Genomic DNA, 22,989 nt, shown 5'->3' on the forward strand with positions numbered 1-22,989 from the left:
CACGACGCCTAAATGAGTCGTGAGACGAAAGGACTGTCCATGCCCGCCGATTCCATTCCCGACCTGATCAACGCCTTCGATGTGCCGAAGGAGACGCTGCAAGGCGTCGTCGCCGATGCGCTGGAAAAAGCCGACGACGGCGAGCTGTTCGTCGAGCACCGCGAATCCGAACAATTGATGTTCGACAATGGACGCCTGAAGACCGGGTCTTTCAATACCGGACGCGGCTTCGGCCTGCGCTCGGTCGCCGGCGATGCCGTCGGTTACGCCGAATCCGGCGAACTTTCGCTAGCAGCACTGAAACGCGCGGCGGACGCGGTTGGCGCGGTGACCACCGGCTATTCGGGCAAGTATTCCGACGCACCCCAGGGCACGAACCGCAAGCTCTACGGCGACGCCAACCCGATCGGCGAGCCTTCCTTCGAGACGAAGGTCAAGTTGCTGACCGAGATCGATGCCTACCTGAGGGCGAAGGATCCGCGTGTTCGCCAGGTCAGCGCGTCGCTGGCCGCTTCATGGCAGGTGGTGGAAATCCTGCGTGCCGACGGCCATTTCGCCAAGGACGTGCGGCCGCTGACCCGCGTCAACATCTCGGTCATCGTCGGTGACGGCGACCGGCAGGAGAGCGGCTCGCATGGCATGGGCGGCCGACAGGAATTCGGCGAATTCATCGCCACCGACACCTGGAAGCACGGCGCCGACCAGGCGTTGCGGCAGGCACTGGTCAATCTCGACGCGAAACCCGCCCCGGCCGGCACATTCGACATCGTGCTCGGCGCTGGCTGGCCGGGCGTGATGTTGCACGAGGCCGTCGGCCACGGCCTTGAGGGCGATTTCAACCGCAAGGGCACCTCCGCATTCGCCGGATTGATGGGCGAACAGGTCGCGGCGAAGGGCGTCACTGTCGTCGATGACGGTACGATCGAAAACCGGCGCGGCTCTCTTTCTATCGACGACGAGGGGACACCGTCTGGCTACAACGTACTGATCGAGGACGGCAAACTCGTCGGCTACATGCAGGACCGGCAAAACGCGCGCCTGATGGGCGTCAAGCCGACCGGCAACGGACGCCGCGAATCCTACGCTCACGTGCCGATGCCGCGCATGACCAACACCTACATGCTCGGCGGCGACAAGAGCCCGGAGGAAATCATCGCTTCGGTCGACAAGGGCATTTACGCGGTCTCGTTCGGCGGCGGCCAGGTCGACATCACCTCCGGCAAGTTCGTCTTCGGCTGCACCGAGGCCTACATGATCGAGAACGGCAAGGTGACGTATCCGGTCAAGGGCGCGATGCTGATCGGAAACGGCCCTGACGCCATGCACCGCGTCTCCATGGTCGGAAACGACATGGCACTCGATACCGGTATCGGCATGTGTGGAAAGGCCGGACAGGGCGTGCCCGTCGGCGTCGGCCAGCCGCATTTGCGCATGGATCAGATGACGGTCGGCGGCACCGAGCGCTAAGGCTACCTTTTTAGGTAAAGACCAATATCGACCTGAGGTCCATCCCACGGCATTGACATGCCAAAACTACAAATGCGACCGTGCCTATTGCAATAGCTAAAGGCCTTACTTGTGTCGTTAAGTAGATCAAAGCGGTTTAGTTTGCTGCTGGAAAGAGGGATGTTTCCGGAAGAACTCCCCCCGCCGTTCGTGACCTATAAACTTGCTAGATACAGGGAAAGCATCCTAGCTTGCTGGAATCCGCTGCAAGCCCCAAAGCCCTTCAACTTCGAATCATATTCGTATCCGCGGCTTGGACGTCAAAGACGTCGTTTGGCCGTCGTAAATCCGATTCCTCAAACCCTGTTATGCGATCTGATATCGAGGAATTGGCAGGAGATCTATAAACACATTTCTACATCTCAAGTTTCACTCGATACACCAACAATTCTTGACGACGCTGAGCGAGCGGTGCCTAAGCCCGATTTCGATTTTATTGCATTAAAGAGACTGGATGTCGGCTCTACATACAATCACATCTTGCTGTCAGACATTTCTCGTTTCTATGGGACAATATACACCCATGTAATCCCATGGGCTTTGCATGGAAAAGATTGGTGCAAAGCCAATCTCCATACTCAGGCGCTAGCTAATAGCTTGGGAGAGAAACTGGATCGCCACTTGCGAAAAGGTCAGGATAACCAGACGCTTGGCATCCCAGTAGGACCAGATACTTCGCGGATAATTTCAGAAATTGTCGCCGTGTCTATCGAAAAAGGATTTCTCGCCTCCGAGGGAGTCACAGCTGAACAAGTTTTTCGTTATGTTGACGACTGGTTCATTGGATATGATACGGCCGGTGAGGCGGAAGACGCCATCGCTTTTCTTTCAAGTTCGTCCCTTAAGTTCGAGCTTGAGTTGAACCACGAAAAAACACGAATTATCGAACCGATGGATTCGCTCCAGGAACTGTGGCCATCAGATATCCGGAGCACTGTAGTTAGGAACACTGTCAAGTCACAAGCTTACGACCTACAAACATTTTTTACTAAAGCATTCAATTACTCGACGAATTATCCAAATGAGAATGTTTTATTCTATGCTATAAAATTAGCCAGGTCATTTACTATTAGAAACGAAAACACCGAGATTTTTGAAAACTATCTACTGCGAGCCGCGCGAGCCAATCAAACAACGATTCCTATAGTAACGCAAATTTTAGCCACCAACCATCAACGCCCAGAAGCTTCACAACAAAAAATCCGCAAGTTTATTCACGATACCATACAACGTTGCGCTCCAGTTGGCTTTCATGGTGAAATCGCGTGGGTCTTATTTCTTGCAAAAAGCTTAGAAATAACAATCGAGGAAGCCACTATAAATTTGGTATCTAAATTGGAGAGTTCAGTTTGCGCTCTTCTAACTCTCGACTTAAGGAATAAAGGGCTCATAAAAGGGAATGTTGATACTGCATTCTGGTCTTCATTTATGAATCCTGACTCGCTACATTCATCAATGTGGCTGCTCGCTTACGAAGCGGACTTAAAAAACTGGCTTCCATCTCCTTTGAATCACGTTAGCAATCATACACATTTTAGTGTTTTAAAGTCTAAAAACGTAGAATTTTACGATTCCAGCAAACTTATAGAAAGCAAAGAAGAGTCTGTAGCGAGAGAATTCAAAGTTGTTAACAGAAAAATAGAGAAGTCTAGATTGAAAAACATACTTTATTATCTATCACAGAGATCAATCTAATATATTAATTCTACTCTCTGAATGTTGAAAATTCGCTTTCGGCGTCGGCCAGCCGCATCTCCGGATGGACGCGATGACGGTTGGCGGCACCGAGCGCTAAGCTCTCTCCTTAGTCGTCTATCGTTGCGGGCGGGCGGACTGTTTCCGGCAGGAAATGGCCTATATCGTCCCACATGTCCTGGATCCCGCCCAGGACAGTGATGTTGCTTTCATGCGTCGTGCCGAGAGCGACAACCCGGCGCAAAGCCGAGACGTCGAGTACCGCGAAACGCCGCGCGACATGGCCTATGGCATGGGCGCATTCGCTTATCAGGAAGGCGATTTCGTCGTCATCGGCGATTTCTCCGCGCCATGCTTCGGCCGCGCCAAGACTTGCGTCGAGTGCAGCGCGGATCTCATCGAGCGATTCCGAATGGATCGCGATACCCGCCAAGTCTGCCGGCTTCATTGGACGATCTCCGATTTCGGTCCGTTTCCGGGAAACAATAAGCAGCCGATCGCGGTGTTGTCGTCAAGCAAACGAAGGAGGCTCTCGGCGCAAGGCTGCTCAGAAATTTCCTTGTTCGGGCGACGCGGTCATGGTCCGTGCGATCGATCCGGTGCGCGACATGCTGAAGGCGTTCGTCGAAGATATCTGACGCGGCCGGCCAAGCGGGATTGACCTCGCTCGCGCTTGTGCCTATATGCGCCTCTTCCGCGCACGCTCCCATCGTCTAGCGGTTAGGACGCCGCCCTCTCACGGCGGAAACAGGGGTTCGATTCCCCTTGGGAGTACCAGCGATTTCCATCACTTGGCCGATCATCTCTGCTCTATGTGCAGCATTCGCGGAACGTCGCGATGGAACCCGGTGCTTGGATTCACCCATCACAATCGGTCATCGATGATCGGCCGCAGACACCCCACATTGAATAGCACCGAGTTTGACAGACGCCCTCGATGCTCACCTTCAGCTGTCGTTCGAACCCGATGGGTGATTCGCTGAGGCCGATTCGCTCGCGTGAAATGACCGGGCAGAACGCCCTGCCCGGTCATGCGCTCAACCCTTGAGCATCAGAACTGCATTCTCGAAGGGGTAGCCAAAATCATCCACATCGCGCCGGGAAACCTCCTCGAATCCGAGAGCGGCATAGAAGTGAAGGGCCTGTTCGTTCCGGGTGTAGACTTCGAGCGACAGCTCGCTCTTGCGTTCAAGAGCATGGGCAATCAGCTTGCGGCCAACGCCTTGGCCCTGCCAGTTCGGTTCTATGAAAATCGCGCCGATGAAACTGCCCAACAGGCTGATGAAACCCACCGGCTCGCCCGCATGACAGGCGACCCAGGTCTCTGATTTCGGGAGGTACTCGTCCTCGATCAACGGCCGCTGCTCCAGAAGCCTTGGCCGACCGATAAACGGATGCGCTCTCAGAGATGCGTCGAGCCAGATGCCTGACAGTTTTTCGGTGTCCGCTGCCGCGTCAAACGGCCGGATTATTACGTCCTGGTTCTCCATGAGAACTCCATAGAATTCATGCACAATTGGATCGGCACACGCGGTGCCGAGCGATTCCGCTCCATGCGGTTCAATCCAAGCCTCTGTGCATCAAGCTCCTTCCATGGACTCGTCGCACCCATATCAGTTGGCCCGAGGCTGTCAATAAACGCACGGGGCTCAGGGCTTCGTGCCGCTGTCACGGCCTCTTTCGGAGGAGCCATAGCTGCATGACGCCACAAGATCCGAGCGGCATGAAATGGCATTCAGACGGGGCTGATCAGCGATAGTGGAGCGTGCTTGCGGACAGTTCCTCGCACAATCCTGGGAACTTCCGGCCGGGCGGTTTACAGCGCGATGGATGCCGCGTTAGCCTCGCGTCGTAATCGGAACGTCAATCTCCGTTTGCGGAATAGCAACCGGCTGTCAAACCCGCCAGCCTGATGCAAAAAACACAATATCGGCAAAGCTTAAGCAATGCCTCACATATGACGGGGAGAGCCAATGTATCACAAAATCATGGTGCCCGTGGACCTCGCGCACGCCGACAAGCTGGCGCAGGCGCTCGACACGGCGGCTAATCTTTCTTCACTCTACAAGGTGCCGGTGACCTATGTCGGCGTCACGGCGTCGACGCCCGGCCCGATGGCCCACAATCCGGCGGAGTACGAGCAAAAGCTCTTGGCATTCGCGAAGGAGCAGGCCGAACGGCATGGCATCGAGACCCACGGCAAAACCGTGGTCAGTCACGACCCGGCCGCCGAGCTCGACGACGCGCTGGTCAAGGCCGTTCACGAGACAAAAAGCGATCTCGTGGTCATGGCGACGCATATCCCGAATGTCGCCGATCACGTCTGGCCTTCGAATGGCGGCCGCCTGGCAACGCATACCGACGCATCGGTTTTCCTCGTTCGCCCGAGCTGATCCGGCGAATTTCAACAACACTCAAAACATAAACGGGAGGAAATCCCATGAGCGACACTTCCACCGGCATTCCGGAACCCGAGGGTGACGCGGGCCTGATCGAAACCGATTACGAAATCGGTCAGGACAACATCGAAGCACAGATCGGGCCGTTCGGCCTCGATATCCACAACCCCGTCTTCGCGGTTTCGGCCGGCGTAATCGTATTGTTCGTCGTCGTGGCGCTGATCTTTCCGCAGCAGGCTGCGGATTTCTTCGGCTGGCTGCGTCCGGCACTGACGAGCACATTCGACTGGGTATTCCTGCTGGCCGGCAATATCTTCGTGATCTTCACGGTGGCGCTGATCTTCACGCCCTACGGCTCGATCCGGCTTGGCGGCAAGGAAGCGACGCCGGACTATAGCTATATCGGCTGGTTCGCGATGCTGTTCGCCGCCGGCATGGGTATCGGGCTGATGTTCTTCGGCGTGCTCGAGCCGGTCTACCACATGGCGATCAGCCAGCCGCTCGGCACCCCCTCGCCCTTCGATGCGGACGGCGTCCTCATTCCGGAGAATGTCGAGGCGGCCCGGCAGATGGGCCTCGCGGCGACAATCTATCACTGGGGCCTGCATCCATGGGCGATCTATGCCGTTCTGGCGCTGGCGCTCGCACTGTTCAGCTACAACAAGGGCCTGCCGCTTTCCGTGCGCTCGGCCTTCTACCCGATCCTCGGCGAGCGCGTCTGGGGCTGGTGGGGCCACATCATCGATATCCTGGCGGTCTTCGCGACCCTGTTTGGTCTCACAACGTCGCTCGGTATCGGCGCGCAACAGGCCAATGCCGGTCTGGAACATGTCTTTGGCATTCCGAACAACCTGACCGTGCAGGTCATCCTGATCATCGGCATTACGTCGATCGCTCTGGTTTCGGTGGTCCGCGGCCTCGACGGCGGCGTCAAGGTGCTCAGCGAGATCAACATGGCGATCGCCGCACTGCTGTTGATCTTCGTGTTCCTGGTTGGCCCGACCGCCACGATCGTCTCGGATTTCGGCAAAGGCCTCGTCGCATACATCGTCGACCTGCCTGCCCTGTCGAACCCGTTCGGTCGCGAGGATACCGGCTACATGCAGGGCTGGACGTCCTTCTACTGGGCATGGTGGATTTCGTGGTCGCCCTTCGTCGGCATGTTCATCGCCCGCGTGTCGCGCGGCCGCACCGTACGGGAGTTCATCATCTGCGTGTTGCTGATCCCGTCACTGGTCTGCGTCATGTGGATGGCCGTCTTCGGCGGCACCGCGATCGACCAGGTCCTGACAAGCCCGGAGACGAGCGCGGTGAAAGCCAATGTGATCGACAGCTACTCGCCGGAACTGTCGCTCTTCGCCATGCTGGAAGGTCTGCCGCTTGCCGGGCTCACCTCCTTCATCGGCGTCGTGCTGGTGATCGTCTTCTTCGTCACCTCGTCGGACTCCGGTTCGCTGGTGATCGATACGATCACGGCCGGCGGCAAGGTGGACGCACCGGTTCCGCAGCGCGTGTTCTGGGCGAGCTTCGAGGGCTTGGTGGCCATCGTGCTGCTGCTCGGCGGAGGATTGACGGCGCTACAGGCGATGGTCATTTCAACCGGCCTGCCCTTCACGCTGGTGCTGCTGGCGATGTGTTGGGCGATATTCCAGGGGCTTCGAAGCGAACCCCGATAAGGATCGAAGAAGGCCGCGGTGATCCCGCGGCCTTTTTCATTTACGCGGCACCGCATTCACGGTCGAGAATGGCGACCATTGCCTGGTAGAGTTCCTCCGCGTCCTTCCTGCTGCGGCCGACGCAGACCGCCCCCAGCTTGCCGAACTGCGAAAGCGCGCCGATCAGGTGAAAGACCACACCGGTCTGGGTCGCGCCGTGGAAATGTATGCCGTTTCGAACGGCGATATCGATCAGGTCCTCGGGCAGAAGCCCCCGGTAGCAATCCGATTCCAGATTGTCGGTCGCATAGTAGTAGCGCGGCTCGCCCTGCGGCGTATTGAACAGGCCCGTCGCGGAATCGTAAGCACCATCGGTCAGATACTGCAGCATGATGAAGGGATGCGTCGTGCCGCCCTTGCGCAGGTTGATCTCGATCGCATAGTGCTTCCAGCCATCCCCCTCGCGCACGGAAATGAAATCGACGGCGAAGCGACCGAGCACGCCCTGTCTCGACAAGGCTTTCGCGGCTTTCAATCCTTCGGCCTGCACCTCGAGACGATAGGCCTCGTCGGCCGGAAACAGCGCGCCCAGAAATTCCTGGTCGGTCAGTCCGCCGAGAACCTGGTCATGCGTTGAGATTGCTTCCACCTCACCCGCGGGATCGATGCGGAACTGCGCCGATGGCGAGCGCTTGTCCTCTCCCTCCACGAAAGCCTCGACGATGCCTCCCATCTCGTGGAACTTGGAGCGATACACATTCCAGTCGACATCATGAGCGCCGAACTCCATTTGCGGCAGATGCGCGGCGATCCACTCCTCGGTGCCGCTCTCGGGACAACCGTCGAAGCGGAACGTGGCATTCCCTTCCCCGGAAAAACCCTCGTTGAACTTCACGACGGCACGCCGCAATTGCGGATTGCGCCGTTTCAGTTCCGCAAGCGAGGAAACGATATCCTTCTCGCTGTCCAGATCCTCGAAGCCGTCCGGCATCAGCACGCCGGCTTCACGAAAGAGCTTGCGCCCCCCGCTTTTCGAACCAAGCGGCAGCAGTTCCGGATCGCAGCCATAGATCGGGATATCGAGTTCGAGAGCGAGCCGCCGTTCGATATCGGAGACGGTATAACAGGCCATGTGGGCGAGCGAACTGTCGCCGAGCGACGCGCGAATGCGCTTCATGAGGCGTGGCCGTTCGAGGATCTTCTCCGTCAGCGACCTGTCGGACGTATCCTGGCAGTTGAGAAGCGTGAGCCTCTCGCGCGCATGGCGGTGCGGGACGCCTTCCAGAAGGTGGAGATAGTAATCGATCGTCGCCTCGGCGATCGGTGCGCTCGTGACATAGACGACCCGCGTCTCGGGCATGCGCAACAGGAACAGGAGACACAGCAGGCGTTCCTCGTAATGCGGGACGCCGGCAATGCGGGCCAGAACCTCGTTGTCGAGCGACAGGCTTGGTACGATCAGGACCGTGCGCGGAAGAAGGTGGTCGGGAAAAACACGCTCGTAGATGCGAACAAGGCGTTTCTGCAATTCGCGGAAGGCTTCGGTGTCGCCGGGTTCCGTGAATCCTTGCGCCATCGACTCCTCCCCCCTGCCCGGTCCTCAGGCGCCGGATGCGGGCGGCGTGCGCCCACGCTTCTGGAATTCGGCGTTCAGGCGCTCCTCGAAGTCCACCAGATCCTGCGGCATCGGCTGACCGGTGGCCTTCATCTGCATCAATTCAAGATGGATCTGCTCCAGCAATTCATGATCGTCCTCCGGCTGGTTCTCCATGTCGTTGAACAGCATGTTGAGCCGTGTGATCAGTCCTTCGAACGCCATTTTCACTCGCCTTGGTCAGTGGTTGCAGGAAATCAGTAGCATCGACGCACGCGCATGGGAATTGTCCCGGATCAAGCATCCGCCGGAAGCGACGCCATGACTTGCGCCGCGATCTCGAACGATCTCAGTCGTGCCTGATGGTCATGGATCTGTCCGGTCAGGATCAGTTCCTCCGGTTCGTAACGTTCAACGAAGCCGAGAAGCGCCTTGCGAACCGTCTCGGGCGAGCCGACGGCCGTGACGGAGAGCGCCTCGTCCACCATCTCGCGCAGTTGCACGGTGAGAAGTTCGTCCAGATTGTCGACCGGGCGCGGCAGCGGGCCGGGCATGCCGGTTCGCAACCGCGCAAAGGCCAGTTGCATGGACGTACGCAGGAATGCCCCTTCTTCGTCCGTCGGTGCAGCGAAAACATTCACCGCAAGCATGAAATGCGGACGGTCGAGATATTGCGACGGCCGGAAAGTCCGGCGGTAGACCTCGATCGCCTGTTCCAGTGCCGCCGGTGCAAAATGCGATGCGAAGGCATAGGGGAGCCCGAGATGCGCGGCGAGTTGCGCGCCGTAAAGGCTCGAACCAAGGATCCAGACCGGTACATGCGTGCCTGCGCCGGGGATGGCGCGGACACGGCCACCGCCGGGCGGTTCGTCCTCGAAATAGCCCATCAGTTCGACGACATCGTTGGGAAATCCGTCGGCCTGATCGAGACCGCGGCGCAAGGCCCGGGCGGTCGCCATGTCGGTTCCCGGTGCGCGCCCCAGCCCCAGGTCGATGCGATCCGGATAGAGCGTTGCGAGCGTGCCGAACTGCTCTGCTATGACCAACGGCGCATGGTTCGGCAGCATGACGCCACCCGCGCCGACACGGATCGTCTTCGTCCCATTGGCGACATGACCGATCAGCACGGATGTGGCTGCACTCGCGATGCCGGGTGAATTGTGGTGCTCGGCCAGCCAGAAGCGCCGGTAGCCCCACTCTTCCGCATGGCGCGCGAGATCGAGCGTGTTATCGAGCGCATCGGCGGCGCTGTGGCCATCGGGGATCGGGGAAAGATCGAGGACGGAAATCGGAATCATCATCCGCTCCAATGGTTCAAACGGCGAGCCGTTCCACACGGCCCAGTGTTTCGAGACGCCGCCAGATCTGTTCGGTGAGCGAACGGTCGACGGGCAAGGCGAATTCTTCGGTCATAACGTCGTGCAGGTCGTCGAGCGAACCGACAGCGCGCTTCGCCACGCCGTCGCGGTTCTCGATGCGCAACGCCGTGTTCAACAGGCTGACGCGGCCATCCGAACGGTGGCGGCTGAGCATGAGGTTGGATGGAAACGGGGCCCTCTCCCATCGCGCGGTAACGAAATTCGCCGCCTCGATATCCGCATCGCGCACCGAGGCGCGGTCGAAACCGTAGAGCGAAAACCAGCCTTCCGGCGTAAGGCGCTCCAGAACCAGTTCACCCGCGTCTTCGTCCTCGCGCAGCCGGTAGTCGCCGGACGGAGCAGACTGGGTCTCGCGGGTACCGGTTCGCAGCGGAACGGATGCCCCGGCCCCGCCAAATCCGGTATCGGCCAGCCATTCCTCGCCATCGATGCTGACAAGCCAGGCAAGATGACTGCGATTGGCGCCCTGCGCCGCGCCGTTCCTCACGCGTGCCATGACACGCCGCGCAACGAATCCGACATCGCCAAGCGCCGCACCGAAAAGCGTGTTCACCTCGAAACAATACCCGCCCCGCCGGTGTTCGACGACTTTTCCGAAAATGCCCGATATCGATACATCGGGGACGATGCCGAGCAACGGATCGATATTCTCGAACGTGACGGCATTCATCTGCGCCGATTGCAGCACGCGAAGCCCGTTCGCGTCGGGCGCCGGTTTCTCGATGCCAAGTCGCCGGTAGTAGTTGTCGAAATCCATGGAACACCCGAATACGCTTCGAAACCGCTATTTGGAGATTTATGACCGGCGTTGCAATTGTCAGGAGAGGCTAATCCAATCCGTGGCCGGGTGTTTAAATCGATTGTCCTGACGCCTATCTAACGCGTTCCCTCCATAGACCGGCCGAGCTCTTCATGGCGCCTCTTATTTCCATAGACCGACTCACCAAGACCTACGACGGCGGCTTCCAGGCGCTCAAGGGTGTCTCGATGACCATCGAAAAGGGCGAAATCATAGCCCTGCTCGGGCCGAACGGCGCCGGCAAGACGACAATGATCTCGATCATCTGCGGTATCGCCCGCGCGACCTCGGGCACGGTGACGGTCGATGGAGACGATACCGTCAAAGACTATCGCAAGACCCGCGCGCGAATCGGGCTTGTACCGCAGGAACTGACGACCGACCAGTTCGAGACGGTCCATGCCACGGTCACCTATTCGCGCGGTCTCTTCGGCAAGCGGCCGAAACCCGAGTACATCGAATGGGTGCTGAAGGAATTGTCGCTTTGGGAAAAGCGCGACGAGAAGGTTGGCACACTGTCCGGCGGAATGAAGCGTCGCCTGCTGATCGCCAAGGCCCTGTCTCACGAACCCGACATCCTGTTTCTCGACGAACCCTCCGCCGGCGTCGATGTCAGCCTCCGCAAGGACATGTGGAACACGGTCCGCAAGCTGCGCGAAAGTGGCGTCACCATCATCCTGACGACCCACTACATCGAGGAGGCGGAGGAAATGGCCGACCGCATCGCGGTGATCCGCAATGGCGAGATCATCGTGGTCGAGGACAAGGCCGAATTGATGCGCAAGCTCGGCCAAAAGGACATAACGCTGACCTTGGCGAAACCGATCGACGCGATCCCGGAAAGCGTCTCGGACTACAATCTCACGCTTTCCGAGGACGGACGCCAGCTGACCTACTCCTTCATGACCACCAGCGAACGCACGGGCATAACCCGCCTGCTGACGACGCTGGCGGATGAAGGCATCCGCTTCTCCGACGTCGATACACGGAAGAGTTCGCTCGAAGACATCTTCGTCTCTCTGGTGGAGGAAAACGCATGAACCTGCTCGCTGTCTGGGCCATCTATCGATACGAAATGGCGCGCTGGTTCCGCACGCTCTTCCAGAGCGTCGTCTCTCCGGTCGTGTCGACATCCCTCTATTTCGTCGTCTTCGGTGCCGCCATCGGGTCGCGCATCACGGAGGTGGAAGGCGTTTCCTATGGCGCGTTCCTCGTTCCCGGCGTCATCATGCTGAACCTGTTAACCCAGAGCGTGACGAATGCCGCGTTCGGAATCTATTTTCCGAAATTCGTCGGCACGATCTACGAGATATTGTCGGCGCCCATCTCCTATTTCGAGATCGTGCTGGGCTATGTCGGCGCGGCGGCGACCAAGGCGACGATCCTCGGCCTTATCATTCTCGCCACGGCCAGCCTGTTCGTAGACCTGCATATCGCGCACCCGTTCGCGATGGCGGCCTTCCTGCTGCTCACCGCGATCACCTTCTCGCTGCTCGGCTTCATCATCGGCATATGGGCGGACAGTTTCGAGAAACTGCAGATCGTACCGCTGCTGGTCATCACGCCGCTGGTCTTCCTCGGCGGCAGCTTCTACTCGATCTCGATGCTGCCGGAGTTCTGGCAGAAGGTGACGCTGTTCAACCCGGTGCTGTATCTGATCAGCGGGTTCCGGTGGAGTTTCTACGAGATTTCCGACGTTTCCGTCACCGTCAGCCTTGCGATGATCGGCCTCTTCCTTGTCATATGCATGTCGGCCGTCTGGTGGATCTTCAGGACGGGCTACCGGCTGAAAAGCTGAACGGAGACGGCCCCGGCAAGAAAAGGTGCACATGAAACTCGTGGTCCTCACCGGTGCGGGCATATCCGCTGAGAGCGGGGTGTCCACCTTCCGCGATCCGGACGGCGTCTGGATGAAAATGGATCCGATGAAACTGGCGACGCCGGAGGCATTCGCGGCCGATCCGGCGCTTGTCCACGGCTTCTACAATGCCCGCAGGGCTCAGTTGCGCGAGGTCGAGCCGAATGCCGCGCATCGGGCGCTTGCCCAACTCGAACGGAAGCTGGGCAACGATTTCATGCTGGTGACGCAGAATGTCGATGACCTGCATGAACGCGGCGGATCCCGCGATGTCGTGCATATGCACGGACAGCTTCAACAGGCATGGTGCCGCAGCTGCGACACAAGAATCAGCTGGGATGAAGACCTGTCGACCGGGACCGAGTGCCCGAATTGCGGTTCGGCCGGTCGCTTGCGCCCGGACATCGTCTGGTTCGGCGAAATGCCCTACCGGATGGACGAGATCCTCGGTGCGCTCGACACGTGTGACATGTTCGTCGCCATAGGAACGAGCGGCGCGGTTTACCCCGCCGCGGGCTTCGTCGAGATTGCCGCCAATGCCGGCGCCGAAACGCTGGAACTCAATCTGCAACCCTCCGAAGGCACCCGTCTCTTCGACGACTTCCGCCACGGACCGGCAACCGGGATCGTGCCGGCTTTCGTGGACGAGATCCTTGCCAGGTGAACGCGATCGGGACTGACGCGACAATCCCGTCGATCGCGGTTGCCACGGCCATCGTGCTGCTCAGGGATAAAACCGGGTTCTGGTCCACGGTGCGGTTTCCGTTTCGCGGCGGAAGATCACCCGGTCATGCAGCCGAAACGCGCCGTCCTTCCAGAATTCGATATAGACGGGCGCGATGCGAAAGCCCGACCAGTGGGGCGGACGCGGGATCTCGCCGACGGCATATTTGGCCGTGAATTTTGCGACTTCCTTTTCCAGCGCGAAGCGGCTTTCCAGCGGACGGGACTGCTTCGACGCCCATGCTCCAATGCGACTGCCACGCGCACGTGACGCGAAGTAGGCGTCCGCCTCGGCATCGTCGACGACCGTGACGGCCCCGCGCAGCCGCACCTGACGGCGCAACGACTTCCAGTGAAAACACATCGCCGCCTTCTTCGTGGCGAGGATTTCCTCACCCTTCTGGCTCTCGAAGTTGGTGTAGAAGACGAAACCGTCCTCGTCATAGTCCTTCAAAAGGACCATGCGCACATTCGGCAACCCGTCGGAATCGACGGTTGCAAGCGATGTCGCATTGGGGTCGTTGATTTCGGATTTCTTTGCTTCTTCCAGCCATTCGCCAAACAGGGCGAACGGGTCCTCGCGGGTGGTGAAGTCAGGATTTGTTAACTCTACGGGCGCCATAATCTCTCCCGGGACATGCGGTTATAACCGCAGATGAGTGATTGATTGATGCGTCATGTGTTGCACACAAACGGAGCTTTCGCGCAAGCGCTTGACGCCCGTATTGCATCCGGTGCCCGGTTTCTGGCGATGGGTTTGACCGCCTTGGCGCTGACCGGCTGCAGCATGACCGGCAAGGGACTGGACGAAGCCACCGTCGGCGCGATCGCTATCGTTGACGATTCGGTTGCCGTCACTGCCGATCCCTTCAAGAAAGCCACCGACCTGGAAGGCGTGGAACGCGACAGGCTGCTGGACGAAGACACGATCCGGAACGCGGTGACGTCGGTGGATCTGAAAACCCGAGACGGCGGGCCTTTGGCCTGGGCCAACCAGTCGACCGGTTCCAAGGGCGAAATCACCGATATTCGGCAGCGCAAGGTCGCCGGCCAGACCTGCCGCAGCTTCAACGCGACGCGGCAATCCTATGACGGCGTGACGCTCTATGAGGGTGACCTGTGCCTCGATCGCCGCACCGGCTGGTGGACGCGGATACTCGCCCCGGCGGGATCGCGCGGCGATGTCTGATCCGTCGCGATTTCCGGGCAAACATCTGGAATTTCCCATATTTAATCGCCATATGCTGAACAACTACAGTTGAAACAGCGCAAGAGTGCCATGAGAGACCCGTATGCTGTGCTCGGCGTCGCAAAGACGGCCAGCGCATCCGAAATAAAATCTGCGTACCGCAAGCTCGCCAAGAAGTATCACCCGGACGCAAACAAGGACGATCCGAAAGCGCAGGAGCGCTTCACGGAGGCTTCGCGCGCCTATGAGATTCTCGGCGACGAAGCCAAACGCAAGCAGTTCGACCGCGGCGAGATAGACGCCGAGGGCCGCGAGACCTTCCAGGGTTTTGGCGGTGGCAACCCCTATACAGCCTATGACGGCTTCGATGCGCGCGGCGGACCCGGCGGGTTCGAGTTCCGTTCCGGCGGCCAAGGCCCGACAGAAGACATTCTGAGCGAATTGTTCGGATCCGCCTTTGGCGGTGGCGCACGGCAGTCCGGCCCGTTTTCGGGTTTCGGCAGGACCGGTGGCGCCGGTGCACGCCAGACGAAAGCGCAGCCGCCCAAGGGCAAGGATATCGAAGCCGACCTCGCCGTGACGCCCGCCGACCTTATGGGCGAGCGAAAGGCGCGACTGACCCTGCCTGACGGACGGACGGTCGCCGTTTCCATTCCGCAAGGGGCGACCGACGGCCAGGTCATCCGCCTGAAAGGCCAGGGATTGGCCGGACCGGCAGGACATCGCGGCGACTTTCTCGCGAAGATTCGCCTCAAGCAGGCCGATGGCGCGCGGGTCGAAGGCGCCAATATCGTCATGGATGTCGAGGTGCCGCTGGAAACCGCAATCGTCGGCGGCAAGGTTCCGCTGACCATGCCCGATGGCAAGAAAATCGCCCTGACGGTCCCGGCCTGGTCCTCCTCCGGGCAGACGATGCGCGTCAAGGGCAAAGGGCTCCCGCGCGCGAAATCCGGCCATGGCGACCTGCTTGCAGTGCTGCAAATCCAGCTCCCGGATGAAAAACGCGAGGCGCTGGAGGCGCTTTTCCGCAAGACCGAGGTTTGACGTCCGGCTTGTGGGTCCAATGCCTTCTAGCTTGATGGACCGAAATTGCTGTGCGATATGCTCGCCCGAGAAAGACAATATCTTTATCTTTTCGGGATGACAGCCATGACCACAGGTTCGGGCCTCATGAAGGGCAAGCGGGGCCTTATCATCGGCCTCGCAAACAACAAGTCGATCGCCTGGGGCATTGCGAAATCCTGCGCGGACCAAGGTGCCGAACTGGCATTCACCTATCAGGGCGATGCACTGCGGAAACGCGTCGAGCCGCTGGCCGGTGAACTGAACGCAATCGTCTGCGGCCATTGCGACGTGACCGAGCCGGATACGATCGAGGCGGTGTTCTCGCATCTCGAAAAGACCTGGGGTCGGCTCGATTTCCTCGTTCATGCGGTCGCGTTCTCCGACAAGGACGAATTGACGGGACGCTATGTCGATACGACGCGTGAAAACTTCGCGCGCACGATGGACATCTCCGTCTATTCGCTGACCGCCGTCGCGAAACGCGCCGAACCGCTGATGACCAATGGCGGCTCCATCCTGACGCTGACCTATTACGGCGCCGAGAAGGTGATGCCGCATTACAACGTGATGGGCGTCGCGAAGGCCGGGCTCGAGGCGAGCGTGCGCTATCTCGCTGCGGACCTCGGACCGTCCGGCATCCGCGTCAACGCCCTGTCGGCCGGGCCGATCAAGACGCTCGCGGCATCGGGGATCGGCGACTTCCGCTATATCCTCAGGTGGAACGAGTACAACTCGCCGATGCGCAAGACGGTGACGACCGACGAGGTGGGCGATTCCGCGCTCTATCTCCTGAGCGACCTGTCACGCGCCGTGACGGGCGAAGTGCATCACGTCGATTCGGGCTACCATGTCGTCGGCATGAAGGCGGTCGACGCGCCGGATATCACCAAGGACTGACTGGCGCAGTATCACGGGGCAATTTCGCGATGACAGGCACGACGCTGCCGAGATTCTACATGATCCGGCACGGCGAGACCGAATGGAATCGGGAGCGCCGATACCAGGGCAAGGCGGATATACCGCTCAATGACACCGGACGGGGCCAGGCGGCGGGAAACGGCAGATACCTCGCCTCGCTTCCGATCGACTGGAAAGACTGGAGTTTCGTCGCGAGCCCGCTTTCGCGCGCGGTGGAGACGACACGGATCATCCGCACCGAACTCGGCCTTGATCCCGACGAATTCCGCACCGATGAGCGACTGATGGAGGTGAGTTTCGGAGAATGGGAGCGCAAGCTCCATTCCGAACTGCTTCAGGAATATCCGGACGCGATGGCGGCCCGCGATCGCAGCAAATGGGATCATGTTCCGCCCGGCGGCGAGAGCTATGCGCAGGCCGTGAACCGCGTCCGCGACTTTTTCGATGGGTTGGACGCGCAGACCGTGATCGTCTGCCACGGCGGCATCATTCGCGCGACCCGGTATCTTGTCGAAGGTCCCGGCGATGGCACCCTCGCCGATGGCCATGTCCCGCAGGACCGGGTCTACCGGTACGACGGACAGGACGGCGTCTGGGTCGGGCTGGACTGAAGCGCCTCGGGTCTCGAACGGCCAAAACCTGTCCCCATACGCTCTTGGAGTTTCCCGCTTCGACAGGACGCGGCTTCTCATTTCGCGAATGCTGCTCTAGAAGGTCGTCACGAACGGAATTTCCTCATGTCGCATAACACTTTCGGCCATCTTTTCCGCGTCACCACCTGGGGCGAAAGCCACGGTATCGCGCTGGGCTGCGTGATCGACGGTTGCCCGCCCGGCATCGCGTTCACGGAGGCCGAAGTCCAGGCGTATCTCGACAAACGCAAACCGGGCCAATCGAAATTCACGACACAGCGCCGGGAAGCCGACGCGGTCCGGGTTCTTTCGGGCGTCATGCCGCAGGAAGACGGCGAGACGCTTGTCACCACGGGTACGCCCGTCTGCATGATGATCGAGAACACCGACCAGCGGTCGAAGGATTATTCCGACATCGCCCAGCGCTACCGGCCAGGTCATGCGGACTTCACCTACGACAAGAAATACGGCATCCGCGATTATCGCGGCGGAGGCAGGTCTTCGGCGCGGGAAACCGCCGCGCGCGTGGCCGCCGGCGCATTGGCGCGAAAGATCGTGCCTGGGCTTTCGGTGCGCGCGGCGCTGGTCTCTATGGGTACAAAGGAAATCGACCGCGCGAAATGGGATTGGGAAGAGGTGGATCGCAATCCGTTCTTCACGCCCGATGCGGACGCGGCCGAGGCTTTCGCGGACTATCTCGGCGAAATCCGGAAGACCGGCTCGTCCGTCGGCGCGGTGGTCGAAGTCGTGGCCGAGGGTGTCCCGGCAGGGCTCGGCGCGCCAATCTACGCCAAGCTCGATCAGGATATCGCTTCCGGGCTGATGTCGATCAACGCGGTCAAAGGCGTCGAGATCGGCAACGGGTTCGAAGCCGGGCGCATCCGCGGCGAGGACAATGCCGACGAAATCCGTATCGACGAATATGGCAACCCGGCCTTCCTCTCCAACAATGCCGGCGGCATCCTTGGTGGCATTTCAACCGGGCAGCCCGTCGTCGCGCGTTTCGCCGTCAAACCCACCTCCTCCATCCTGACGCCGACCCGGTCCATCACGGCCGACGGCGAGGAGACCGAGGTCGTGACAAAAGGACGCCACGATCCGTGCGTCGGCATTCGCGCGGTACCGATCGGAGAGGCAATGGTTGCCTGCGCCATCGCCGATCATTATCTGCGGCACAGGGGCCAGACCGGCCGTATTTGAGGATTTCAATGGCATACGATCAGGCAAGGGTCATCGAGGCGCTGCGCGCTTTCGAGCGTGGTGAAATCGTCGTCGTCATGGACGATGACGGACGCGAGAACGAGGGCGACCTGATCGTTGCCGCGGTTCACACGACGCCGGAGAAGATGGCCTTCATCGTTCGGCACACGTCCGGCATCGTCTGCGCGCCGATGACCCGCGAGGACGCCAAGCGGCTCAATCTGGCGCCGATGGTGGCCGAGAACGACGCGCCGCACGCCACTGCGTTCACCGTGACCGTCGATTACAAGCACGGCACCACGACGGGAATTTCCGCCGACGACCGCACCATGACCGTGCGCAACCTCGCCAATCCGAATGCCGGCGCGCCGGATTTCGTGCGTCCCGGCCATATCTTCCCGCTCGTGGCGCGGGAGGGCGGCGTCCTGATGCGGTCGGGTCATACCGAGGCCGCCGTCGATCTCTGCAAGCTTGCCGGTCTGCCCCAGGTCGGAGTGATCTGCGAACTGGTCAATGACGACGGTACCGTGATGCGCGGACCACAGGTGACCGCCTTCGCACAGGAACACGGTCTCAAGCAGATCAATGTCGCGGACCTGATCAATTACCGCCAGCGCAAGGAAACGCTGATTGAACTGGTCGAGACATTCGACCTCGAGACCACGGTCGGGCCAGCGAAGGCGTATTCCTACACGCTTCCCTGGGATCCGATGCATCATCTCGCCGTCGTCTATGGCGACATTCGCGACGGTGTGGACATACCCGTGCGGCTGCATCTGGAATCGGTCGTCGACGATGTCTTCGGCAAGGAAAAGATGGTCTCTGCCGTGATGCAACGAATGGCCGACGAGGGACGCGGCGTTGTGGTCTATCTTCGAGAGGGTTCCGTCGGCGTCGGCAAGTCAGCGGGTCGCCGCTTGCCGGAGGAGCATATGGAGGCGCAGGATCGGGAAGCCGAGTGGCGGGAAATCGGTCTCGGCGCGCAGATCCTGAAAGATCTCGGGATAGGCTCGATCAAACTCTACTCCACCAGGGAGCGACACTATGTGGGGCTCGAAGGCTTCGGAATCCGGATATCGTCTACTGAAATTCTGTAACGGCGCGGCTCTTGCCGTTTTCCTGACGCTCGGCGCGGGTTCGGGCGCACACGCGGTCGAGTTGTTCGAGCTCGATCTTCCCGCACCGATCACCGCAATCCGGAAATCCGCCGACGGCGCTTACATCGCGCTTGGACAGGAAACCTTCCGCCTTGTGAGCTGCGACCGGCCCGAAGGCGTTTGTCTGTCAACGGCAGCGCCCGAAGCCAGGCGGCCGAAACCGTCAGGCGCCCTTCCCGACGGCGGCATGGACGTGGCAGAGGACGGCGATATCCGCAGGGCATGGTATGGAGCACCGACCAACCGTTACGCCCATGGTGTTCTCGGCGACGCGACCGAAGGCGGCGCCCTGATCGCAATCGATGAAAGCGGCCGGGAAATCAGGTTCGACCTGCCGGAGAGCCAGGTCTTCGAGGACCTGACGCCACGCATCCATGACCTCGACGGTGACGGCTCGAACGAGGTCGTCACGATACGCTCTTCAAAAACCGGCGGGTCGGCGGTTGCGATCTACGGGCTGCGCGACGGCCAACTCGTCGAACTCGGCGCAAGCAGCGAGAATGGACGTCCGAATCGCTGGCTCAATATCGCCGGCATCGTTCCCGACGGATCCGGCGCGGCCACCCTCTATGCCGTGCGCACACCGCATATCGGCGGGCGATTGTTCTCGCTCGCCTATGCGAATGACACGATCACCGAGAAGAACGATATCGCCGGCGACGTCTCGAACCACGTCATCGGCTCGCGCGATCTCGGCCTGTCCGCGGTATCGGACTTCGACGGCGACGGGAATCCCGATCTCGTCCTTCCTTCCCAGGACCGTATGCGGCTGCGCTTTCCGCTGTCGAACCTGCCGGACATCGCCCTGCCCGGCCCGATCGACAGGTCCATCGCCGTCGTCGGAGGACGGATTGTGACTGTCACGCAGGATGACCGTCTGCTGGTGGTCGCCCCCTGACCGGTTTGTGACATCTGTCACATCGCAATGTCCCTCGGCGCCTAGTGTTGGCCGCAGTCACAAACCGAAGGGGCAATCGCCATGTGGGACTTTTCCATCGCAAAAACCTTGTCGATTCTCGGCCGCACGATGCCGTTCATCCTGCTCAGGATGGCGGTCTATTTCGGCATCACCTTCGCCTATATCATCGCGACCGGGGCGGGAGCCGGTGTCGGTTACGGTATCGGGCAGATCGGCAGCGAACCGGGATCCTTCGCGGTCTGGGGCGGGATCGCCGGTTTCGGTATCGTCTCCGCCATCGTCTACTGGATCCGCGAATACATTCTCTACATGGTCAAGGCCGGCCACATCGCGGTCATGGTCGAACTGATTGACGGCGAACCGCTGCCGGAAGGGCAGATCGCGCACGCGCAGGAAACGGTGAAGGAACGGTTCGGCGAAGCCAACATCCTGTTTGCGCTTGACCAGCTCATCAAAGGCGTGATTCGCGCGATCACCGGCCTGCTCGGCGGCGTCGCGGCCTTCCTGCCGATCCCGGGGCTGAACGCCCTTGTCGGTTTCATCAACGGCATCATCCGAATGTCGCTGACCTATGTCGACGAGGTGATCCTCGGCTACAATATCCGCATCGGCAGCACCAATCCGTGGGAGACATCGCGGCACGCGCTGGTGCTCTACGCGCAGAACGGTACGCACATGATCAAGAATGCCGTGTGGCTGACCGCGATCATGTGGCTCTTCTCGCTCTTCGTCTTCCTGATCATGCTCGTTCCCGCCGGATTGCTGGTCTATCTCGTCCCCGGTTCGGCAACCGGCTACGGATTCGTCTTCGCGATCCTTCTCGCCTGGTCTTTCAAGGCCGCGATCATGGAACCCTTCGCCATTGCCGCACTGCTGCAAGTCTACTTCAAGCGCATCGAGGGACAGGTTCCGGATCCGGAATGGGACCGCAAGCTGGCCGGCGCATCGGGCAAGTTCCGCGACCTGACGGAAAAGGCGAAGGAAGCGTTCGGCGGCCGTCCTGTCGCCCAATAACAACATTCTTTCAGGGACGGATGGCATGGCCGGACATTGATGATACAAACCGGCCATGACTACCCGTCTCTATTCGCACGACATCTTTCTCGATCACCTCACGCCCCCCGGCCATCCGGAACGGCCGGACCGGATCAGGGCTGTCTCTGAAGCCCTTGGGCTGGAGTTCTTCGATTCGCTGGACCGGGTCGATGCACCCCGCGGCGATGCGGAGACCATTCGCTACGCCCATCCCGAAGACTACGTCACCCGCGTGATGGCGCAGATTCCCGAAGAGGGTATTGCGCGCATCGACGCCGACACCTGCGTCAGCCCGAAAAGCTACGAGGTCGCGCTGCATGCGCTCGGCGCGGCGAACGCCGCGGTTGACGACGTCTTCGCGCAGGCAGTGTCGAACGTCTTCGTCGCGGCGAGACCGCCCGGCCACCATGCCGAAAAGAATACGGCCATGGGGTTCTGCCTGTTCAACACGGCAGCCATCGCAGCGCGTCACGCGCAGAGGCAACACGGCGCCGAGCGTGTCGCGATCGTCGATTGGGACGTCCATCACGGCAATGGCACGCAGGACATATTCTGGGACGACGCCTCCGTACTTTATTGCTCGACCCACCAGATGCCGCTCTATCCGGGTACGGGCGCAAAGGGCGAGACGGGCGAGCATGGCACGATCTGCAATGCGCCGCTTCGTCCGCAGGATACCGGCGACCAGTTCCGCGCCGCGTTCAAGGAGCGCGTGCTGACCGCGCTGGACGATTTCCAACCCGACCTGATCATCATTTCCGCCGGCTTCGATGCGCATCACCGCGATCCGCTGGCCGAGATCAATCTGGTTGAGGACGATTTCGACTGGGCGACCGGCAAGCTGATGGATGCCGCCGGACGCCACTGCAACGACCGTCTCGTCAGCCTGCTGGAGGGCGGTTACGATCTGAAGGGCCTGGCGGCATCGACCGCCGCCCATGTTTTGCGACTGATGCGAGGATAGACCATGGCGGACGCCCCGACCCACGCCGACGTGAAGGACATGAATTTCGAGACGGCGCTCCAGCAGCTCGAATCCATCGTCGACCAGCTCGAACGCGGAGACGTTCCTCTCGACAAATCCATCGAGATCTACGAACGCGGCGAGGCGCTGCGCAATCGCTGCGACGCGCTGCTTAAGGCCGCCGAAGCCAAGATCGAGAAGATCAAGCTCACGCGCGAAGGCAAGCCGGCAGGGACAGAGCCGCTGGACGGGTAGGCTTCATTCGGCGAACGCTGTGTCGCTCTTGATTGAAATGGGCGCGG

The 22,989-nt window shown here is 60.3% G+C and carries 24 protein-coding genes and 1 tRNA gene; 18 read left to right on the forward strand and 7 right to left on the reverse strand.

Going from position 1 to position 22,989, the window contains the following annotated elements:
- Positions 1 to 12: 12 nt before the first annotated feature.
- Positions 13 to 1,467, forward strand: coding sequence for a metalloprotease TldD (gene tldD, locus LC343_RS17230; protein ID WP_428982586.1), 1,455 nt, complete (start codon positions 13 to 15; stop codon positions 1,465 to 1,467).
- A gap of 159 nt (positions 1,468 to 1,626) precedes the next feature.
- Positions 1,627 to 3,201 (forward strand): RNA-directed DNA polymerase, encoded by a 1,575-nt coding sequence (locus LC343_RS17235; protein WP_223478405.1) that lies wholly within the window; start codon positions 1,627 to 1,629, stop codon positions 3,199 to 3,201.
- Positions 3,202 to 3,310: 109 nt separating this feature from the next.
- Here the strand turns inward: LC343_RS17235 and LC343_RS17240 are convergent, their stop codons facing one another.
- On the reverse strand, positions 3,311 to 3,649 hold the full coding sequence (locus LC343_RS17240) for a hypothetical protein (protein WP_223478406.1): 339 nt from the start codon (positions 3,647 to 3,649) through the stop codon (positions 3,311 to 3,313).
- Between the two features lie 254 nt (positions 3,650 to 3,903).
- On the opposite strand from LC343_RS17240, the gene LC343_RS17245 reads away from it, so the two are divergent.
- Positions 3,904 to 3,978 (forward strand) — tRNA-Glu (locus LC343_RS17245).
- Positions 3,979 to 4,238: 260 nt separating this feature from the next.
- On the opposite strand, the gene LC343_RS17250 is transcribed toward LC343_RS17245, so the two are convergent.
- A complete protein-coding gene (locus tag LC343_RS17250; protein ID WP_223478407.1) occupies positions 4,239 to 4,691 on the reverse strand; it encodes a GNAT family N-acetyltransferase in 453 nt (150 codons plus the stop codon).
- Positions 4,692 to 5,174: 483 nt separating this feature from the next.
- Between LC343_RS17250 and LC343_RS17255 the strand changes: the two genes are divergently transcribed.
- Positions 5,175 to 5,594 carry a universal stress protein gene (locus LC343_RS17255; protein ID WP_223478408.1) on the forward strand — a complete coding sequence of 140 codons (420 nt, stop codon included), beginning with the start codon at positions 5,175 to 5,177 and terminating at the stop codon, positions 5,592 to 5,594.
- A 47-nt stretch (positions 5,595 to 5,641) separates the two neighbouring features.
- Positions 5,642 to 7,276: a BCCT family transporter gene (locus LC343_RS17260; protein WP_223478409.1), complete on the forward strand. Its 1,635-nt coding sequence runs from the start codon at positions 5,642 to 5,644 to the stop codon at positions 7,274 to 7,276.
- A 40-nt stretch (positions 7,277 to 7,316) separates the two neighbouring features.
- Here the strand turns inward: LC343_RS17260 and LC343_RS17265 are convergent, their stop codons facing one another.
- From LC343_RS17265 to LC343_RS17280, 4 genes are all read right to left on the reverse strand, one after another.
- Positions 7,317 to 8,831 carry a peptide ligase PGM1-related protein gene (locus LC343_RS17265; protein WP_223478410.1) on the reverse strand — a complete coding sequence of 505 codons (1,515 nt, stop codon included), beginning with the start codon at positions 8,829 to 8,831 and terminating at the stop codon, positions 7,317 to 7,319.
- A 24-nt stretch (positions 8,832 to 8,855) separates the two neighbouring features.
- Entirely contained in the window at positions 8,856 to 9,074 is a 219-nt protein-coding gene (locus LC343_RS17270; protein ID WP_223478411.1) for a hypothetical protein, read from the reverse strand.
- 71 nt (positions 9,075 to 9,145) lie between these two features.
- On the reverse strand, positions 9,146 to 10,147 hold the full coding sequence (locus LC343_RS17275) for an LLM class flavin-dependent oxidoreductase (protein ID WP_223478412.1): 1,002 nt from the start codon (positions 10,145 to 10,147) through the stop codon (positions 9,146 to 9,148).
- Between the two features lie 16 nt (positions 10,148 to 10,163).
- Complete coding sequence (locus tag LC343_RS17280) at positions 10,164 to 10,985, reverse strand: arylamine N-acetyltransferase family protein (protein WP_223478413.1); 822 nt, start codon at positions 10,983 to 10,985, stop codon at positions 10,164 to 10,166.
- 155 nt (positions 10,986 to 11,140) lie between these two features.
- Between LC343_RS17280 and LC343_RS17285 the strand changes: the two genes are divergently transcribed.
- From LC343_RS17285 to LC343_RS17295, 3 genes are read left to right on the forward strand one after another with little or no spacing between them, the layout of a single operon-like run.
- Complete coding sequence (locus LC343_RS17285; protein WP_223478414.1) at positions 11,141 to 12,067, forward strand: ABC transporter ATP-binding protein; 927 nt, start codon at positions 11,141 to 11,143, stop codon at positions 12,065 to 12,067.
- Positions 12,064 to 12,825, forward strand: a complete 762-nt coding sequence (locus tag LC343_RS17290) for an ABC transporter permease (protein WP_223478415.1) — start codon at positions 12,064 to 12,066, stop codon at positions 12,823 to 12,825. Before LC343_RS17285 ends, LC343_RS17290 begins: the two co-directional genes overlap by 4 nt.
- A gap of 31 nt (positions 12,826 to 12,856) precedes the next feature.
- On the forward strand, positions 12,857 to 13,549 hold the full coding sequence (locus LC343_RS17295; RefSeq protein WP_223478416.1) for an NAD-dependent deacylase: 693 nt from the start codon (positions 12,857 to 12,859) through the stop codon (positions 13,547 to 13,549).
- Between the two features lie 60 nt (positions 13,550 to 13,609).
- On the opposite strand, the gene pdxH is transcribed toward LC343_RS17295, so the two are convergent.
- Positions 13,610 to 14,230, reverse strand: a complete 621-nt coding sequence (gene pdxH / locus LC343_RS17300; protein ID WP_223478417.1) for a pyridoxamine 5'-phosphate oxidase — start codon at positions 14,228 to 14,230, stop codon at positions 13,610 to 13,612.
- A gap of 129 nt (positions 14,231 to 14,359) precedes the next feature.
- On the opposite strand from pdxH, the gene LC343_RS17305 reads away from it, so the two are divergent.
- From LC343_RS17305 to LC343_RS17350, 10 genes are all read left to right on the forward strand, one after another.
- Positions 14,360 to 14,797 carry an RT0821/Lpp0805 family surface protein gene (locus tag LC343_RS17305; protein ID WP_223478418.1) on the forward strand — a complete coding sequence of 146 codons (438 nt, stop codon included), beginning with the start codon at positions 14,360 to 14,362 and terminating at the stop codon, positions 14,795 to 14,797.
- Positions 14,798 to 14,887: 90 nt separating this feature from the next.
- Positions 14,888 to 15,841 carry a DnaJ C-terminal domain-containing protein gene (locus LC343_RS17310; RefSeq protein WP_223478419.1) on the forward strand — a complete coding sequence of 318 codons (954 nt, stop codon included), beginning with the start codon at positions 14,888 to 14,890 and terminating at the stop codon, positions 15,839 to 15,841.
- Between the two features lie 105 nt (positions 15,842 to 15,946).
- Entirely contained in the window at positions 15,947 to 16,759 is an 813-nt protein-coding gene (fabI, locus tag LC343_RS17315) for an enoyl-ACP reductase FabI (protein WP_223478420.1), read from the forward strand.
- Between the two features lie 29 nt (positions 16,760 to 16,788).
- Positions 16,789 to 17,391 carry a histidine phosphatase family protein gene (locus LC343_RS17320; protein ID WP_223478421.1) on the forward strand — a complete coding sequence of 201 codons (603 nt, stop codon included), beginning with the start codon at positions 16,789 to 16,791 and terminating at the stop codon, positions 17,389 to 17,391.
- A 126-nt stretch (positions 17,392 to 17,517) separates the two neighbouring features.
- Positions 17,518 to 18,612, forward strand: coding sequence for a chorismate synthase (gene aroC / locus LC343_RS17325; RefSeq protein ID WP_223478422.1), 1,095 nt, complete (start codon positions 17,518 to 17,520; stop codon positions 18,610 to 18,612).
- 8 nt (positions 18,613 to 18,620) lie between these two features.
- On the forward strand, positions 18,621 to 19,709 hold the full coding sequence (ribB, locus tag LC343_RS17330) for a 3,4-dihydroxy-2-butanone-4-phosphate synthase (protein ID WP_223478423.1): 1,089 nt from the start codon (positions 18,621 to 18,623) through the stop codon (positions 19,707 to 19,709).
- The gene (locus LC343_RS17335) at positions 19,657 to 20,667 is read left to right on the forward strand and encodes a hypothetical protein (protein WP_223478424.1); all 1,011 of its coding nucleotides are present in this window, start codon (positions 19,657 to 19,659) and stop codon (positions 20,665 to 20,667) included. Before ribB ends, LC343_RS17335 begins: the two co-directional genes overlap by 53 nt.
- Before the next feature lie 81 nt (positions 20,668 to 20,748).
- On the forward strand, positions 20,749 to 21,702 hold the full coding sequence (locus LC343_RS17340; protein WP_223478425.1) for a hypothetical protein: 954 nt from the start codon (positions 20,749 to 20,751) through the stop codon (positions 21,700 to 21,702).
- 55 nt (positions 21,703 to 21,757) lie between these two features.
- Entirely contained in the window at positions 21,758 to 22,687 is a 930-nt protein-coding gene (locus tag LC343_RS17345; RefSeq protein ID WP_223478426.1) for a histone deacetylase family protein, read from the forward strand.
- Positions 22,688 to 22,690: 3 nt separating this feature from the next.
- Positions 22,691 to 22,942 (forward strand): exodeoxyribonuclease VII small subunit, encoded by a 252-nt coding sequence (locus LC343_RS17350; RefSeq protein ID WP_223478427.1) that lies wholly within the window; start codon positions 22,691 to 22,693, stop codon positions 22,940 to 22,942.
- Positions 22,943 to 22,989 lie beyond the last annotated feature (47 nt).

The sequence above is a fragment of the Oricola indica genome (genome assembly GCF_019966595.1).
GTDB classification, from domain to species: Bacteria; Pseudomonadota; Alphaproteobacteria; order Rhizobiales; family Rhizobiaceae; genus Oricola; species Oricola indica.

Coding starts and splice junctions, on each gene's coding strand:
- tldD (WP_428982586.1), top strand. CDS start 13: ATGAGTCGTGAGACGAAAGGACTGTCCATGCCCGCCGATTCCATTCCC.
- LC343_RS17235 (WP_223478405.1), top strand. CDS start 1,627: ATGTTTCCGGAAGAACTCCCCCCGCCGTTCGTGACCTATAAACTTGCT.
- LC343_RS17240 (WP_223478406.1), bottom strand. CDS start 3,649: ATGAAGCCGGCAGACTTGGCGGGTATCGCGATCCATTCGGAATCGCTC.
- LC343_RS17250 (WP_223478407.1), bottom strand. CDS start 4,691: ATGGAGAACCAGGACGTAATAATCCGGCCGTTTGACGCGGCAGCGGAC.
- LC343_RS17255 (WP_223478408.1), top strand. CDS start 5,175: ATGTATCACAAAATCATGGTGCCCGTGGACCTCGCGCACGCCGACAAG.
- LC343_RS17260 (WP_223478409.1), top strand. CDS start 5,642: ATGAGCGACACTTCCACCGGCATTCCGGAACCCGAGGGTGACGCGGGC.
- LC343_RS17265 (WP_223478410.1), bottom strand. CDS start 8,831: ATGGCGCAAGGATTCACGGAACCCGGCGACACCGAAGCCTTCCGCGAA.
- LC343_RS17270 (WP_223478411.1), bottom strand. CDS start 9,074: ATGGCGTTCGAAGGACTGATCACACGGCTCAACATGCTGTTCAACGAC.
- LC343_RS17275 (WP_223478412.1), bottom strand. CDS start 10,147: ATGATTCCGATTTCCGTCCTCGATCTTTCCCCGATCCCCGATGGCCAC.
- LC343_RS17280 (WP_223478413.1), bottom strand. CDS start 10,985: ATGGATTTCGACAACTACTACCGGCGACTTGGCATCGAGAAACCGGCG.
- LC343_RS17285 (WP_223478414.1), top strand. CDS start 11,141: ATGGCGCCTCTTATTTCCATAGACCGACTCACCAAGACCTACGACGGC.
- LC343_RS17290 (WP_223478415.1), top strand. CDS start 12,064: ATGAACCTGCTCGCTGTCTGGGCCATCTATCGATACGAAATGGCGCGC.
- LC343_RS17295 (WP_223478416.1), top strand. CDS start 12,857: ATGAAACTCGTGGTCCTCACCGGTGCGGGCATATCCGCTGAGAGCGGG.
- pdxH (WP_223478417.1), bottom strand. CDS start 14,230: ATGGCGCCCGTAGAGTTAACAAATCCTGACTTCACCACCCGCGAGGAC.
- LC343_RS17305 (WP_223478418.1), top strand. CDS start 14,360: ATGGGTTTGACCGCCTTGGCGCTGACCGGCTGCAGCATGACCGGCAAG.
- LC343_RS17310 (WP_223478419.1), top strand. CDS start 14,888: ATGAGAGACCCGTATGCTGTGCTCGGCGTCGCAAAGACGGCCAGCGCA.
- fabI (WP_223478420.1), top strand. CDS start 15,947: ATGACCACAGGTTCGGGCCTCATGAAGGGCAAGCGGGGCCTTATCATC.
- LC343_RS17320 (WP_223478421.1), top strand. CDS start 16,789: ATGACAGGCACGACGCTGCCGAGATTCTACATGATCCGGCACGGCGAG.
- aroC (WP_223478422.1), top strand. CDS start 17,518: ATGTCGCATAACACTTTCGGCCATCTTTTCCGCGTCACCACCTGGGGC.
- ribB (WP_223478423.1), top strand. CDS start 18,621: ATGGCATACGATCAGGCAAGGGTCATCGAGGCGCTGCGCGCTTTCGAG.
- LC343_RS17335 (WP_223478424.1), top strand. CDS start 19,657: ATGTGGGGCTCGAAGGCTTCGGAATCCGGATATCGTCTACTGAAATTC.
- LC343_RS17340 (WP_223478425.1), top strand. CDS start 20,749: ATGTGGGACTTTTCCATCGCAAAAACCTTGTCGATTCTCGGCCGCACG.
- LC343_RS17345 (WP_223478426.1), top strand. CDS start 21,758: ATGACTACCCGTCTCTATTCGCACGACATCTTTCTCGATCACCTCACG.
- LC343_RS17350 (WP_223478427.1), top strand. CDS start 22,691: ATGGCGGACGCCCCGACCCACGCCGACGTGAAGGACATGAATTTCGAG.